Origin of the sequence: Prauserella muralis, from assembly GCF_003202285.1 — a bacterium.
Lineage (GTDB): Bacteria > Actinomycetota > Actinomycetes > Mycobacteriales > Pseudonocardiaceae > Prauserella_B > Prauserella_B muralis.
The window spans coordinates 64,693-78,458 of record NZ_MASW01000007.1; the positions used below are offsets into that span (position 1 = coordinate 64,693).

At 68.1% G+C, this 13,766-nt stretch carries 10 protein-coding genes; 2 read left to right on the forward strand and 8 right to left on the reverse strand.

Annotated features, from left to right (window positions below):
• Nucleotides 1-65 precede the first annotated feature (65 nt).
• Both tkt and hxlA read right to left on the reverse strand, forming a co-directional pair.
• The gene (tkt, locus tag BAY60_RS29835) at nt 66-2,171 is read right to left on the reverse strand and encodes a transketolase (RefSeq protein ID WP_211330516.1); all 2,106 of its coding nucleotides are present in this window, start codon (nt 2,169-2,171) and stop codon (nt 66-68) included.
• Nucleotides 2,172-2,226: 55 nt separating this feature from the next.
• Nucleotides 2,227-2,853, reverse strand: coding sequence for a 3-hexulose-6-phosphate synthase (gene hxlA, locus BAY60_RS29840; protein WP_112284752.1), 627 nt, complete (start codon nt 2,851-2,853; stop codon nt 2,227-2,229).
• Between the two features lie 176 nt (nt 2,854-3,029).
• Between hxlA and rpe the strand changes: the two genes are divergently transcribed.
• On the forward strand, nt 3,030-3,710 hold the full coding sequence (gene rpe / locus BAY60_RS29845; RefSeq protein WP_112284753.1) for a ribulose-phosphate 3-epimerase: 681 nt from the start codon (nt 3,030-3,032) through the stop codon (nt 3,708-3,710).
• A 77-nt stretch (nt 3,711-3,787) separates the two neighbouring features.
• Here the strand turns inward: rpe and BAY60_RS29850 are convergent, their stop codons facing one another.
• A complete protein-coding gene (locus tag BAY60_RS29850) occupies nt 3,788-5,233 on the reverse strand; it encodes a DNA-binding protein (protein WP_112284754.1) in 1,446 nt (481 codons plus the stop codon).
• 645 nt (nt 5,234-5,878) lie between these two features.
• Between BAY60_RS29850 and BAY60_RS29855 the strand changes: the two genes are divergently transcribed.
• The gene (locus tag BAY60_RS29855) at nt 5,879-7,273 is read left to right on the forward strand and encodes a DNA-binding protein (RefSeq protein WP_112284755.1); all 1,395 of its coding nucleotides are present in this window, start codon (nt 5,879-5,881) and stop codon (nt 7,271-7,273) included.
• Nucleotides 7,274-7,347: 74 nt separating this feature from the next.
• Here BAY60_RS29855 and BAY60_RS29860 read toward each other — a convergent pair whose 3' ends face one another.
• The 5 genes from BAY60_RS29860 to BAY60_RS29880 form a co-directional block, all read right to left on the reverse strand.
• The gene (locus BAY60_RS29860) at nt 7,348-7,554 is read right to left on the reverse strand and encodes a recombination activating protein 1 (protein WP_112284756.1); all 207 of its coding nucleotides are present in this window, start codon (nt 7,552-7,554) and stop codon (nt 7,348-7,350) included.
• 145 nt (nt 7,555-7,699) lie between these two features.
• Nucleotides 7,700-9,382, reverse strand: coding sequence for a PQQ-dependent dehydrogenase, methanol/ethanol family (locus BAY60_RS29865; protein WP_112284757.1), 1,683 nt, complete (start codon nt 9,380-9,382; stop codon nt 7,700-7,702).
• Nucleotides 9,383-9,398: 16 nt separating this feature from the next.
• Nucleotides 9,399-9,854 carry an MSMEG_3727 family PQQ-associated protein gene (locus BAY60_RS29870; protein ID WP_112284758.1) on the reverse strand — a complete coding sequence of 152 codons (456 nt, stop codon included), beginning with the start codon at nt 9,852-9,854 and terminating at the stop codon, nt 9,399-9,401.
• Nucleotides 9,855-10,129: 275 nt separating this feature from the next.
• Nucleotides 10,130-12,463 carry a catalase/peroxidase HPI gene (gene katG / locus BAY60_RS29875; RefSeq protein ID WP_112284759.1) on the reverse strand — a complete coding sequence of 778 codons (2,334 nt, stop codon included), beginning with the start codon at nt 12,461-12,463 and terminating at the stop codon, nt 10,130-10,132.
• Nucleotides 12,464-12,638: 175 nt separating this feature from the next.
• On the reverse strand, nt 12,639-13,193 hold the full coding sequence (locus BAY60_RS29880) for a manganese efflux pump MntP (RefSeq protein WP_112284760.1): 555 nt from the start codon (nt 13,191-13,193) through the stop codon (nt 12,639-12,641).
• Between the last annotated feature and the right edge of the window lie 573 nt (nt 13,194-13,766).

Consider the following 13,766-nt stretch of genomic DNA (forward strand, 5'->3'; position numbering starts at 1 on the left):
AAGCGGCCCCGGCGTCCTGCCGGGGCCGCTTCGCGCAGGCGCCCCTGCCGCCTGCGAGGCGGGCATCAACTCGGCCGTATGGAACGCATGCTCCGGCGTGCCGCTTCGACGACGGCCTCTGTGGTGATGCCGAACTGGCTGAACAGGGTCCTGAAGTCCGCGGAAGCGCCGAAGTGCTCCAGCGACACGATCTCGCCCGCGTCGCCCGCGAACCGGTGCCACGGCTGCGCCGTACCCGCCTCGACGATCACCCTGGCCCGCACCGAAGGGGGAAGCACCTGGTCCCGGTAGGACGGGTCCTGGCGGTCGAACCACTCCACGCAGGGCATCGACACGACCCGGGTGGCGACGCCTTCCGACTCGAGAATCCTCCTGGCCTCCACCGCCAGCTGGACCTCGGACCCGGTGCCGACGAGCACCACGTCGGGGTTGCCCGAGGACGCCTCGGCGAGCACGTAGCCGCCACGGGACACCCCGTCCGCCGAGGTGCCCTCCAGGGTCGGCACGTCCTGCCGGGTCAGCGCCAGCCCCGCCGGGCCGCCGGGATCCTCCAGCACGGCCTTCCAGGCGTGCGCGGTCTCGTTCGCGTCGGCAGGGCGTACCACCGACAGTCCGGGAATGGCCCGCAGCGAGGCCAGCTGCTCCACGGGCTGGTGGGTCGGACCGTCCTCGCCCAGCCCGATCGAGTCATGCGTCCAGACGTAGATGACCGGCAGCCGCATCAGCGCGGCCAGGCGTACCGCCGGACGCATGTAGTCGCTGAAGATGAGGAACGTGCCGCCGTAAGGACGGGTCCCGCCGTGCAGCGCAATGCCGTTGAGGATCGACCCCATCGCGTGCTCGCGGATGCCGAAATGCAGCGTGCGCCCGTAGGGATGCGCCCGCCACGCCTTGGTGGAGATCTCCGCAGGGCCGAAGGAGTCCGCGCCCTTGATCGTGGTGTTGTTGCTCTCGGCCAGATCCGCCGACCCGCCCCAGAGCTCGGGCAGCACCTCGCCGAGCTTGGCCAGCACCGCGGCCGACGCCTTGCGGGTGGCGACTCCCTTGGCGTCGGGCTCCCAGGTGGGCAGGCTGCCGGCCCAGCCTGCCGGCAGTTCCCGCGTGCTGATGCGGTCCAGCAGGGCCTTGCGTTCCGGGTCGCCCTTTGCCCAGGCGTCGAACTCGAGTTGCCACTTCTCGCGGTCGGCCCTCCCGCGTTCGGCCACCTCACGAGCGTGGCGCAGGACGTCGTCGTCGACCTGGAAGCTCCGCCGCGGATCCAGGCCCACGGCACGCTTGACCGCGGCGAGCTCGTCGGCGCCCAGCGCGGCACCGTGCACCTTGCCGGTGTTCATCTTGGTCGGGGCCGGGTAACCGATCACGGTGCGCAGCACGATCAGCGTCGGGCGAGACGTCTCGGCCTTGGCCTGCTCGATCGCCTCCAGGAATCCGGCCACGTCCTCGCCGCCGTGGACCGTGAGGACGTGCCAGCCGTAGGACTCGTAGCGCTTGGCGGTGTCCTCGGACAGCGCGATGCGGGTGTCGTCCTCGATGGAGATCTCGTTGCTGTCGTAGATGACCGTGAGGTTGCCGAGCTGCTGGGTGCCGGCGAGCGACGAGGCCTCGGAGGTGACGCCTTCCTCGATGTCGCCGTCCGAGGCGATCACGTAGATGTGGTGGTCGAACACGCTCTCGCCTGGCTCGGCGTCCGGGTCGAGCAGGCCACGCTCGCGGCGGGCCGCCATGGCCATGCCGACCGCGTTGGCCAGGCCCTGGCCCAGTGGGCCGGTGGTGGTCTCCACACCCTTCGTGTGCCCGTACTCCGGGTGGCCGGGGGTCAGCGAACCCCACCTGCGCAAGGCCTTCAGGTCGTCGAGTTCCAGGCCGTAGCCGGACAGGAACAGCTGGATGTACAGGGTGAGGCTCGAATGCCCCGCGGAGAGCACGAACCGGTCCCTGCCGATCCATTGCGCGTCGCCGGGGTCATGCCGCATGACCCGCTGGAACAGCGCGTAGGCCACAGGCGCGAGACTCATGGCCGTGCCGGGATGTCCGCTCCCGCAGTGCTCGACCGCGTCCGCGGCCAGCACGCGGGCAGTGTCCACCGCACGCTGGTCCAGCTCGGTCCAGTTTTCGGGGAGTCGCTTGGTGGTCAAGCGAACAACCTCGTCAGGTGATTCGTTTGCTGCCATGGGCGCGCACTCCTGTGGTGTCTTCTCTTCGCGTTTCTCGGGCGGGCTGCGGTCGTCAGGCGGCGCGTTTTTTGAGTTCGTGGGCGGCGGTGGTGGGGTTGGGGGCGTTGTAGATGGCGCCGCCGGCGACGGCGACGGTGGCGCCGGCGTCGCGGACGGAGGCGATGGTGTCGATTTTGATGCCGCCGGCGATGGAGAAGGGCACGCCGGCCTGGCGTCCGTCCTCGAGCAGGGTGTCGATGGTGTAGCCGGGGCGGGCCTGTTCGTCCAGGCCGGCGTGGATTTCCACGAACGCCACCCCGAGCTTGGCGACCTCCCGGATCCGGGCGACCCGGTCCTCGACCACGGTGATCATGTCGGCGACGACCTCCTTGCCGTACTTGCGGCCGGCCGCGACCGCGCCGCGCACGGTGTCGTCGTCGGCGGCGCCCATCACCGTGACCAGATCCGCCCCGGCCTCGAACGCCATCGCCGCCTCCAGCTCACCGGCATCGGCGGTCTTGAGGTCGGCGAACACCAGCTTGTCCGGGTGCGCGGCCTTGATCGCGCTCACCGCGCCGATGCCCACCGACTTCACCAGCGGCGTCCCCAGCTCCAGGATGTCGACGTGCTCGGCCACCTGCTTGGCCAGCGTCAACGCCGAGGGCAGATCCACCACATCCAACGCAACCTGCAACTTCACAGCACACTCTCCTCACCAAAAAAGGGCCGACCAATCAACCCACACGACAATTCCCCACCCACCCAAAAACCAGCAACACCCCACCACATGCAAAACCCCAATCCCCCAATGCGCACAACCAATAACCACCCACCCACCCCCACACCACTACCCTCGATTCTGTGTCTCATCAGCCAATGATTGCGCCGTCCATCCTTTCCGCCGATTTCGCGCGGCTCGCCGACGAAGTGGCCGCCGTGACGGGACAGTCAGGCCGTGGGGCGGATTGGCTGCACGTGGATGTCATGGACGCGCATTTCGTGCCGAACCTGACTCTCGGCCTGCCGGTCGTGCGGTCGCTGCTCGCGACCACTGCCCTGCCGCTGGACTGCCACCTGATGATCGAGAACCCCGATCGCTGGGCGATCGACTACGCGGAAGCGGGCTCGTACAACGTCACCGTGCACGTCGAGGCCGCCGGCGATCCGGTCATGCTCGCGAAGGACCTGCGGGCCGCGGGCGCGAAGGCGGGACTGGCGATCAAGCCGAACACCCCGCTGGAGCCCTACGTCGACGTGCTCAAGCACTACGACACGCTGCTGGTGATGTCCGTGGAGCCCGGTTTCGGCGGTCAGAAGTTCATCGCCACCGTCCTGGACAAGGTGCGGCACGCGCGGAGGATGGTCGACAGCGGGCACCTCAACCTGGTCGTGGAGATCGACGGCGGCATCAACGCCGGCACGATCGAACAGGCGGCCGAGGCCGGCGTCGACTGCTTCGTGGCCGGCTCGGCCGTCTACGCGGCCGACGATCCGGCGCGGGCCGTGGAGGGGCTGCGCAGCCAGGTGGAGGCTCTTTCCTCGCGCGGACGCCGCTGACGCTCGTGCCTGCTGTCCGCGCAAGCCTGATTCCGCCGCCATTCATCCTCCGGCGGAATCAGGCGGGAAACGGGTGCTTACACGCCGAGCAGTCGCCGGAGTTCCGGAGCGTGGCGCCGGGAAACGGGCACGAACTCGTGGGAACGGGAGTCCATGATCAGGAAGAGCTCGCCCTTGATGCCCCGTTCCAGCTCCGCCACCCGGCGAAGGTTCACCAGGAAGCGTCGATGCACCCGGCTGAACCCGTAGGGCGTCAGCAACCGCTCGACGTTCTCCAGGCCACGGGTCGCGGCCTGGATCCTGCCGCGTTCGGTCATGAGCCAGACGACGTTCCGGTCGGCCTCGGCGTAGCGGATCTCCGACGGAGCCAGCAGAATCAGCCGGTCGTTGCGCATCCCGATCACGCGCCGGGGCAGCTGACCGACCGCCGCCTGCGAGGCGCTCTCGTACGGCTCGCCCTCCTGCATCCCGAAGACACAGAGCATGCCCACCACGTGGCTCGCGTCGACGACGGGCCGCATGGTCAACGGAGTGGCCGCCTCTCCCTCGTTCACGGTCAGCGTCGCGTGGCCGCTCCACTGCCCGGTTCCCTGCGCCCGCTCCTTGACCCACCGCACCACGTCAGAGAGTCCTGAGATGTCCGGGGTCCAGCGTTGGGCCGGTTCGATCGCACCCGCCACCAGCGGCGTGTCGCCGGTCAACCCGAGCAGCGCGACCGCCGCCTCGTTCGCCGCGATGACATTCCCACCCCGATCCATCGCCATCAACGGAGCGCTGACCTGGACGGAGTTCTTGTTGAACTCGGAGATCACCTTGTCCGCCTCGTAGACGGCGCGCCGGTAGATCTCCTGCTCGACGCACGCCACCGCTTTCGTCAGCCACACCGGCACGAGCTCGGACAGCGGGGCGTTCCATCGCGAGATGTTGATCGACGCGACCGGTGCGCGGGTGACCACATCGCGGATGGAGATCCCCGCACAGGCCCACTGGTGGAAGGCCTCGCACCAGTGCTCCGGCCCCGTCACCGTCACCGCGCCGGGCACCTCGAACGAAGTCCCCATCCCGTTCGTGCCGGTGCACTGCTCCGACCATGACGACCAGGGGGCGAGGTTGTGCAGCTCGGCCCGCCGCTGCGCGGAGGGGTCGCCCCAGATCCCGAGGACGCGCCCGCCGCCGTCGGTCACGGTGACGACGGCGCCGTCCCGTTCCACTTCCTGCCCGGCCAGCGCACCAAGGCTGCCGAGTGCCGTGAAGATGACGTCGTTGTCGGCTTGCTGGGCATCGCCACCCGCTCCCGGCGCGACGTCCAGCGTCCGGTCCACTTCGTACCGATCCCGGCACCGGTACCACGAGGCCAGGATCTCCGGCCGGACGCCCGTCTCGACGTCCTCGCCCGCGGCAAAGCTTTCCCAGGCACGGGCGACTTCTTTCGCCGATGACGTCGTCACCAGCGAGCCTCTCGCCACGTGGTCACGTCCGCTGGGCCTTGGTGCGATCGCCAGCGGTGGCACTCTCCCGGTCATCGCAACCTCCTTACGGCCTGACGCGCCGGGGCTTCCTGGGACCGCCGGACCGTGACAGAACCTCACAAACTACTTGACGTGACTTGAAATTTCAAGACACGTCCGTGTCGGCCGGCCACAGGTTTGTAGACAAACAAGATCGGCTTGCCGAGCCAGGCCAGCCGCGGATCACCTCCGCGATCCGGCCGTGCGGGCAAGCGATACAGGCGGCCTCGACAACCTCGACGACGCGGCACCAGTTGCCCGGAGATGGTGCGCCACAACTTTGAATTGGTCAAGTTAGCCGGCCTGGAATTCGCCCGTTCGGAATCGTCCACCGCGGCGGACCAGCCACGCGGTTCGCCCTGGTGAACGCGGTAAACCGGGAAGGGCCGCGTGCGTGCCGGCCTGCGAACCATGATCGTCGGCCGGACCGGAGAACGACCGCTCGTGAGCGGCCGGCCGCCGATAATCGCGGTTTCGCATCCGTTCGTACGTCATCCGCTCGCGGTCGTCCCACTGTGCTTGCCGCCGGAACGCGGCGCAGCTTAGCCTGCGTCGGCGGCCACGCGACGCGGCCCGATACGTCAAGCGGCACACGAGCGGCCAACGGCACCGACCTTGTGCGTGCCGGCCGGGTTGGCAACGGACCAAAGGCGGTCTTCCATGGCACAACTGCGCCGACTCGATCCGACCTCTCGCACCGATGGCGAGGCAACGGTCTACGGGGCATGGGAGCGATTCGTCCGGGGTGAGGACGACCTCCGTGGCGTGCGACCCGAGATCGCGATCTCCTGGCAGCGGTGCCGGGACCAGTACCGGGTCGACCCCCACCTTGCCGAGGCGCCGGTAGCCGTGGCGAAGGTCGACCATGCGCTCGAGCACGACGTCGTCATCGCCGAACTGGGGTTCCGTGCCGCCTCGCTGGAGCATGAAGTCAGCAACCTCGGCGGCATCGTCACCATCACCGACGCCTCCGGCCGCGTCCTGGCCCAATGGGGAGACCAGGCCACGCGCACCGTCGCCGCCAAGGCGAACCTGGCACCGTGGTTCTGCTGGGCCGAGGGCGCCACCGGGACGAACGGCATGGGCACCGCGCTGATGTCCTACACCCCCGTGCTGATCCGCCGTGCCGAACACTGGTGCCAGGCCTTCCACGACTGGACCTGCGCCGGTGTGGCGGTACGGGACGTGGTGACCAGGGAGCCGGTCGCCGTGCTCAACATCTCGTGCTGGCGTCGCGAACTACCCGCAACCGTGGGTGCCTGGCTCGGCAACGCCGCCAAGATGACGCAGCGGACTCTGCGACTGCGCGCCAAGGACGACGGCGGCGAACTGATGGCCGCCTTCAACCACGCCAGGTCGCGCTCGGCCGCGGCACTCGCGGCCGTGGATCCCGCAGGCCGGGTGGTGCTCGCGGACGACGCGGCGGGCGTGCTGCTCGGCATCCCGGGCTCCACGCCCGCGCCCGATCCCGCGGTGCGATGGAAGCCCGAACTGCCGGAGTTCATCCGAGCCGCCCAGTATGCCGCCAAGCAGGCGGCGCGCAATCCCGACTGGGTCGGCTCCACACAGATCTTCACCCGGCTCGCCAACGAACCGACCTCGATCAGCTTCCAGCCCGTGTTCCTGTCCGGGCACCTCGTCGGCAACATCGTCTCGTTCGGGGTGTCCGAGGGAGATCCGCTGCCCCGGGCGGGAGGCGACGCCCCGCTGGGCGCGCAGCCACGTCGCATGGTCGCGACACGCGAGAACCGCATGGTCCTGCTCCGGCTGCCCGAGGTGTCCTTCGCGCAGTCGGACGGCAACGACGTGTGGCTGTCCACGGACCAGGGCCGGCTGCGGTCCGCGTCGCCAGGCCTCGACAGGCTCGAAGCCGAGCTGAGTGATTCCGGTTTCCTGCGGGTGCACCGCCAGTACGTGGTGAACCTCAGCCGCATCCAGGAGGTCGAGCGCCGGTTCAAGGGTGAGCTGTTCCTCGTCATGGACGACCAGGCCCAGACGATGGTCCCCGTGTCCCGACGGAACACGCCTGCCGTGCGCAGGGCGCTGCAGATCTGACCCGGCCACCTACCTGACCCGGCGACCGCAACCGGACACCGAACCCCGCCTGCCGGGCGCCGGGGCGCCGGCGTTCAGCCTCGGTACCTGTGCACGTCGCACACGCAGTACATGAGACGGCAGCTGAAACACGCGGGCTTGTCGACGCACGTGATGCAGGGCCCGCAGTGCACCGGCTCGGTGTGCAGGGCGAGATCACCGGGCCCGTAGGTCTCACCGCAGTACAGGCACGGCAGCTGCTCGAGTCCACCGCCCTGCTGGGGCACCGACGACTGGTTCATCAGACCACCTTTGGTTTTCGCCGGACATGGCACCGGACCGGTGATCGAGGCGTCGCCAGGACGACTCGATCACCGGTCCGATGGAGGCAGACCCGGGACGTCACCTCGGGCCCCGGGTCAGCGCCACCTCAGTGGCACGTCCCCGTCAGAGGGAGAACGTGATCAGCGAGGCACCGTGACCCTGACCGGACAGGCCGGGCACGATGCCCTCGAGCCAGCCACCCCAGCCGACCGGCACCGAGATGTACTGCTTGCCGTTCACGGAGTAGGTACTCGGGCTGCTGTGGTGACCACTGCCGCACTGGAAACTCCAGAGCTTCTCCCCGGTCTCGGCGTGGAGCGCCATGAACTCACCCGCGGGCGTGCCCGCGAACACCAGGTTCCCCGCGGTGCTGAGTGTCGACGCCGCCATCGGCATGTTGTTGAGCCGGTAGCGCCACTTCTCCTCGCCGTGGGAGTCGAACGCGCTGACCGACCCGGCCATGTTGTCGATGTCGACCTCGACGGCGGCGCCCCAGTAGGGCATGCCTTCCTTGAACTCGCGACGACGCCGGGTGGCAGTGGCACCGACGTCGGCCACCGGAACGTAGAACAGATCGTGCTCCGGGTTGTACGAGGCGTGCGTCCACTCCTTCGCACCGGCGGGGCCGGGGAAGAAGTGGCAGGGCTCGCCCTCCTTGTCCGGGTACTTCCGGGGGGTCACCTTGCCGTCGCGGGTGATGACGCCCCAGTCGATCCGGTCGACGAACGGCGTGACGTGCTGCAGCTCGCCGTTGGTGCGGTCAAGGACGAACATGTACCCGTTCTTGTCGAAGTGGGCCAGCAGCTTCTTGCCGTCCCGCTCGAACAGGGTCATCTCCATGGTCGAGTCGTAGTCCCACAGGTCGTGGGGGGTGAACTGGTAGTGCCACTTGATCTCACCGGTGTCGACATCCAGCGCGACCACGCTGTCGGTGTAGAGGTTGTCCCCCTCCCGGACCTCGCCGTCGAAGTCGGGAGCCGGGTTCCCGGTGCCCGCGTAGTAGAGGTTCAGCTCCGGGTCGTAGGTTCCGGTGACCCAGTGGTTCGCGCCTCCGCGCTGCCAGGCCTCGCCGTCGGCGGGCCACGTCTCCGAGCCGGGCTCACCCGGCTTCGGCACGGTGTAGGTGCGCCAGCGCTGCTCGCCGGTCTCCAGATCCCAGCAGTCGATGTGCCCGCGGACGCCGTACTCCCCACCGGCGGAACCGGTGATGATGGTGTCCTTGACGACGAGCGGAGCGATCGAGGCACTCTCCCCCGCCCGCACGTCGCCGATGGTCTTCTGCCAGACCTTCTGGCCGTTGGTCGCGTCGATGGCCAGCAGCTGGGCGTTCTGGGTGACCATGTAGACCTTGCCGTTGGCCACCGCGCAGCCGCGGTTGACGTTGGCACAGCACAGCGTCACGTCGAAGGGGACCGCGTGCTTGTACCGCCACAGCTGCTCGCCGGTCGTCGCGTCGAGCGCCCAGAGCCAGCCGTCCCAACCGGTGACGAACATGACGCCGTCGACGACCAGTGGGCAGGCCTCGAACGCGTAGGTCGAGGTGGAGGCGATCAGGCCGGTGGCGCTGGCCTGATGGATCCAGGCGACCTTCAGGTTCTTGACGTTGTCGACGTTGATCTGGTCGAGCAGGCTGTGCCGCTTGCCGTCGTAGTCGCCGTAGTAGGTGATCCAGTTCTGCGACTCGCTGCGCGCCTGGAGGATGCGCTCGTAGTTGATCCCGCGCGTCACGTCCGGAGCACTGTGCGGGAGGTTGGAGAGCTCGCTGTGGTTGAACGCCTCGCCGGCGTCGACATATTCGACTGTCATGGTGGGTTTCCCCTTTCTACGGCCGCGGCTGTGCGGGTCGGTCGAGCTTGGCCTCCGGCGGCACCTCGCCGCCCACGACGATGGCGGCGGTCAGTCCCCTGCCCTCGTCGTTGCCGGCGGGCGAGCCGTACCAGTAGCAGCCGGGACCGTCCAGCTCGAGCGTCGCCCGGCCCTTCGAGTGGTTCAGCAGACCGATGAACTGCCGTTCACCGTTACTGGGCAGCAGGCAGGCGTGGGTGTTCTTGTCGTCATTGATGATCGTCAGCTCGATCTTGCCGCCGTGCGGCAGCATCAGGATCGCCGGCTCCCACGTCATGGCGTCCTCCGGGATCCGGATGGTCGCCTCCATGGTCCCGTCAGGCCGCTCGGTTGCCTTGCCGATCGAACCAGTCCCGAGCACGGCACCGATGGTTGCCTTGTTCTGTCCGGCGAGTTCGGCCAAGAGATCCTCTCGATCCTGGGCAATCGTCATCGGACTTCACCTCCTCGTCAGCAAAAGATGAACTTTCTGACAGATTTCACGAAACACATCGCCCAAACGAGATCGTCGGTGTCGCGACGACGACATCGCATGCTCTCGAAAACGTGCGCCACAGCCGATCCGGTGTAGCGCACCGATTACAGGTGCCGAATCAGTCTCGAATTGTGCGGCTGAGCCTGTAACGAGTTCGTACCCTACACCCGGACAAGCCATTCCGATATGCGTTGCCACCGACCGGCCGGACCCCACCGCTCCCCCGGCGAGAGCTACCGTTCGTGCCACCCCGCGTCGTGCGGGAGGTCGGCTGATGTCGTTGCGGGGGCGCCGTTCCCGCCGGATCTCCGGCCCGGCTGCCGTGCTCGGCGCGGAAGGTCGAAACGGTCGAGTTCCATGACCTTGACCCACGCGGCAACGAAGTCCCGGACGAACTTCGCGCGTGCGTCCCCGCTCGCGTAGACCTCCGACAGCGCCCTCAGTTCCGAGTGCGAACCGAAGATCAGGTCGACGCGGCTCGCGGTCCACGCGACCTCGCCGGTGCCGCGGTCGCGGCCCTCGTAGGTCTCCGTCCAGCTGTCGCCGTTCTGCCTCGGCACCCACTCCGTTGCCATGTCCAGCAGGTTGACGAAGAAGTCGTTCGTCAACGACCCCGGCGCCGCGGTCAGCACGCCCACCGGGGAACGTCCGTGGTTGGCACCCAGCACCCGCAGCCCGCCGACGAGCACGGTCATCTCGGGCGCGGTCAGCGTCAGCAGGCTCGCTCTGTCGATCAGCAGATGCTCTGGCGGCATCCGGAAACCGTGGCCAAGGTAGTTCCGGAAGCCGTCGGCCGTGGGCTGCAACGCACCGAACCACTCGACGTCTGTCCATTCCTGGGTCGCGTCGGTGCGTCCCGGCCGGAACGGCACGTCGATCTCGTGGCCGGCGGCCGCGGCGGCGTGTTCCACCGCGGCACAACCGCCGAGCACGATCAGGTCGGCCATCGAGATCCGCTTGTCCCCCCGTTGGGAGGCGTTGAATCGCTGCTGGATCGCCTCCAGCGCGGCGAGGACGACGCCCAGCCGCTCGGGTTCGTTCACCGGCCAGCTGCACTGCGGTTCGAGCCGGATCCGCGCTCCGTTCGCCCCACCGCGCTTGTCGCTGTCGCGGTACGTCGACGCCGACGCCCACGCGGTCGCGACGAGTTCCGCCACCGTCAGGCCCGATCCGAGGATGTCGCGTTTGAGGGCGGCGATGTCGTCGGCGTCCACCAGTTCGTGGTCCACCTCCGGCACGGGGTCCTGCCAGATCAGCCGTTCGGCCGGGACGAGCGGCCCGAGGTAACGCTGGATCGGCCCCATGTCGAGGTGGGTCAGCTTGAACCAGGCCCGCGCGAACGCGTCCTCGAACTGGTCCGGATGCTCCAGGAAACGCCGCGAGATCGACTCGTAGACCGGGTCCTCCTGCAGCGACAGGTCCGTGGTGAGCATGACCGGGTGGTGCTTCCTGTCCGGGTCGAAGGGGTCCGGCACGGTCCCCTCGCCCTGGCCGTCGCTCGGAATCCACTGCCACAGACCGGCCGGGCTGAGCTCAACGTCCCATGTGTACTCGAACAGCGTCTCGAAGAACGTGTGATCCCAGGTGACCGGCGTGCGTGTCCACATCCCTTCCAGCCCACTGGTCGTGGTGTCCGCGCCGTTGCCGGTTCCGTGTTCGTTCGCCCAGCCGAGGCCTTGCGCGGACAGCGGTGCGTCCTCCGGTTCAGGCCCGAGGTTGAAGGCCGGGTCCCGCAGCCCGTGCGTCTTTCCGAACGTGTGGCCACCGGCGATCAAGGCGACCGTCTCCTCGTCGTTCATGCCCATTCGCCGGAACGTCTGGCGGATGTCGCGCGCTGCGAGCACCGGATCGGGGTTGGTGGCCGGGCCCTGCGGATCGACGTAGATCAGCCCCATGTCGGTGGCCGCCAGCGGCTCGTCGAGGTCACGAGTACCGCTGTGCCGTTCATCCGCGAGCCACTTGCGTTCGGGTCCCCAGTAGGTGTCGTCGGGTTCCCACACCTCGGCCCGGCCCCCGCCGAAACCGAAGGTCTTGAAGCCCATCGACTCCAGTGCACGGTTGCCGGCGAAGACCATCAGGTCCGCCCACGAGATCCTGCGCCCGTACTTCTGTTTCACCGGCCACAGCAGCCTGCGCGCCTTGTCCAGGTTGCGGTTGTCCGGCCAGCTGTTCACCGGCGCGAAGCGTTGCATCCCGGCGGCCGCACCGCCCCGGCCGTCACTCATCCGGTAGGTGCCCGCTGCATGCCAGGCCATGCGCAGCACGAGAGGGCCGTAGTGACCGAAGTCGGCCGGCCACCACTCCTGCGAGGTCGTCAGCACCTCGTCGACATCGCGCGCCAGTTCGTCGAGATCCAGCGTCCGGAACTGCGCGGCGTAGTCGAAGTCGGCGCCCAGCGGATCGGCTACGGGTTGCCGCCGGCGCAACGCCTTCAGGTCGACCCGGTGCGGCCACCAGTCGTTGGCATCGCCGCTCGCTGCCGGGTGGTTGCGCCGCCGAGCCGCCTGCGTCTCGCGCAGCACCTTGTCGTAGGTGCGGTAGACGTGGGTATCGGGATTCTCCGGCATTGGTGTCCTCCCAGGTGTTGCCGAGCCTGAGACACCGAGCACCTGAGCCCAGGGGGCCGGCAGACCGGCACCAGCACGTGCTTCCGGCGGCCCGCGACCGGAACCATCCGCCCCGCTCCCTGGAGCTCGACCTCACGGATCCGGCTCAGGTCAAGCGTACAACGGTGCCCGTCGATCACTCGAAAACCAGTGGCAGCAGGATCGCGGCGCCGAAGAGCGAGACGCCGCAGAGCAGGTCGGCGCGGATTCGGATGACCTTGGCGGCCATCTGACCGACGAGGAGTCCGACGAACGACATGACCATCGTCATGACGCCGAACGCCAGCATCGGGACGATGATGGAGAACCCGGCGATCCCCAGTCCGGCGCCCGCGACGAAGTTGTCGATGCTCAGCGAGAGCGGCATACCGAAGAGCGTCACCCACGGATGGTCCAGGTCTTCCTCTTCCGGTTTCGGGTTCCGGAGAGCTCCGACGATGAAGTAGACACCGTAGAGTCCCAGCGCGACCGCCCCGATGTATTCCGCCCAGTCCCCGAGAAAGTCACCCAGGAAGTGACCGATCAACCCGCCCAACAGCGGACTCAGGGCATCCCATATTCCAAACACGACAGCGACCTGCACGGCCCGGCGCCAACCGAAAGGAATGGTGCCGATGGCGATCGACGAACGGAAATTGTCGAGACTGAGACCGAAAGCAAGCGCTATCAGCGGGATGAACTCGAGAGACACCTGGACCACCTCGAAGAATAGCCACGGTTCACCGGGGAGGGAGACGAGAAATACGAGCCGGTACTCGACAGACCTTGCTCGCGGGTGTTCGCGACGACGACCGGCGAACTGCCACGCGCGGGCGTATCGGCGGACCGCCCTGTTCGAGTCCTGTGCTTTGTCGCGGAGCCGGTCGCGGGTTGGGCCCAGTACCGCGGACTCCTGCGTGACGTGCCGGTTGACGTGCCCAGCGGCGAACTCCTTGACGCCGGCACGTCGAAACCGTTCTCAGCGTGTGACGCAAGGCCCCTGCGCCATCGATGCACTCGACCCGGGGCCTTGCGTCAACGCCGGCCGTAGTCTCGTCGCAGCCTTCGGCGACCCGACGCGACTACGCCACATCGAGCGACACGAGCCGTCGAGCCCGGCTGTCAGCCCCGGTAGAAGTAGCCGGTGGCCTCAGCACACACCTCGACGACCGTGTACTCCGGAGTTTCCCACTTCATAGTTTCCTCCTCGCTGTTGGCTGCGCCCGGCGACGGGGCGACAACCGGACATTCGTGATCCGCGCAATTTCGACGACTGCATCCCGAA

Excerpts from the sequence above, each read along its gene's own strand:
- tkt (WP_211330516.1), bottom strand. The coding sequence starts at position 2,171 with ATGGCAGCAAACGAATCACCTGACGAGGTTGTTCGCTTGACCACCAAG.
- rpe (WP_112284753.1), top strand. The coding sequence starts at position 3,030 with ATGATTGCGCCGTCCATCCTTTCCGCCGATTTCGCGCGGCTCGCCGAC.
- BAY60_RS29850 (WP_112284754.1), bottom strand. The coding sequence starts at position 5,233 with ATGACCGGGAGAGTGCCACCGCTGGCGATCGCACCAAGGCCCAGCGGA.
- BAY60_RS29855 (WP_112284755.1), top strand. The coding sequence starts at position 5,879 with ATGGCACAACTGCGCCGACTCGATCCGACCTCTCGCACCGATGGCGAG.
- BAY60_RS29860 (WP_112284756.1), bottom strand. The coding sequence starts at position 7,554 with ATGAACCAGTCGTCGGTGCCCCAGCAGGGCGGTGGACTCGAGCAGCTG.
- BAY60_RS29865 (WP_112284757.1), bottom strand. The coding sequence starts at position 9,382 with ATGACAGTCGAATATGTCGACGCCGGCGAGGCGTTCAACCACAGCGAG.
- BAY60_RS29870 (WP_112284758.1), bottom strand. The coding sequence starts at position 9,854 with ATGACGATTGCCCAGGATCGAGAGGATCTCTTGGCCGAACTCGCCGGA.
- katG (WP_112284759.1), bottom strand. The coding sequence starts at position 12,463 with ATGCCGGAGAATCCCGATACCCACGTCTACCGCACCTACGACAAGGTG.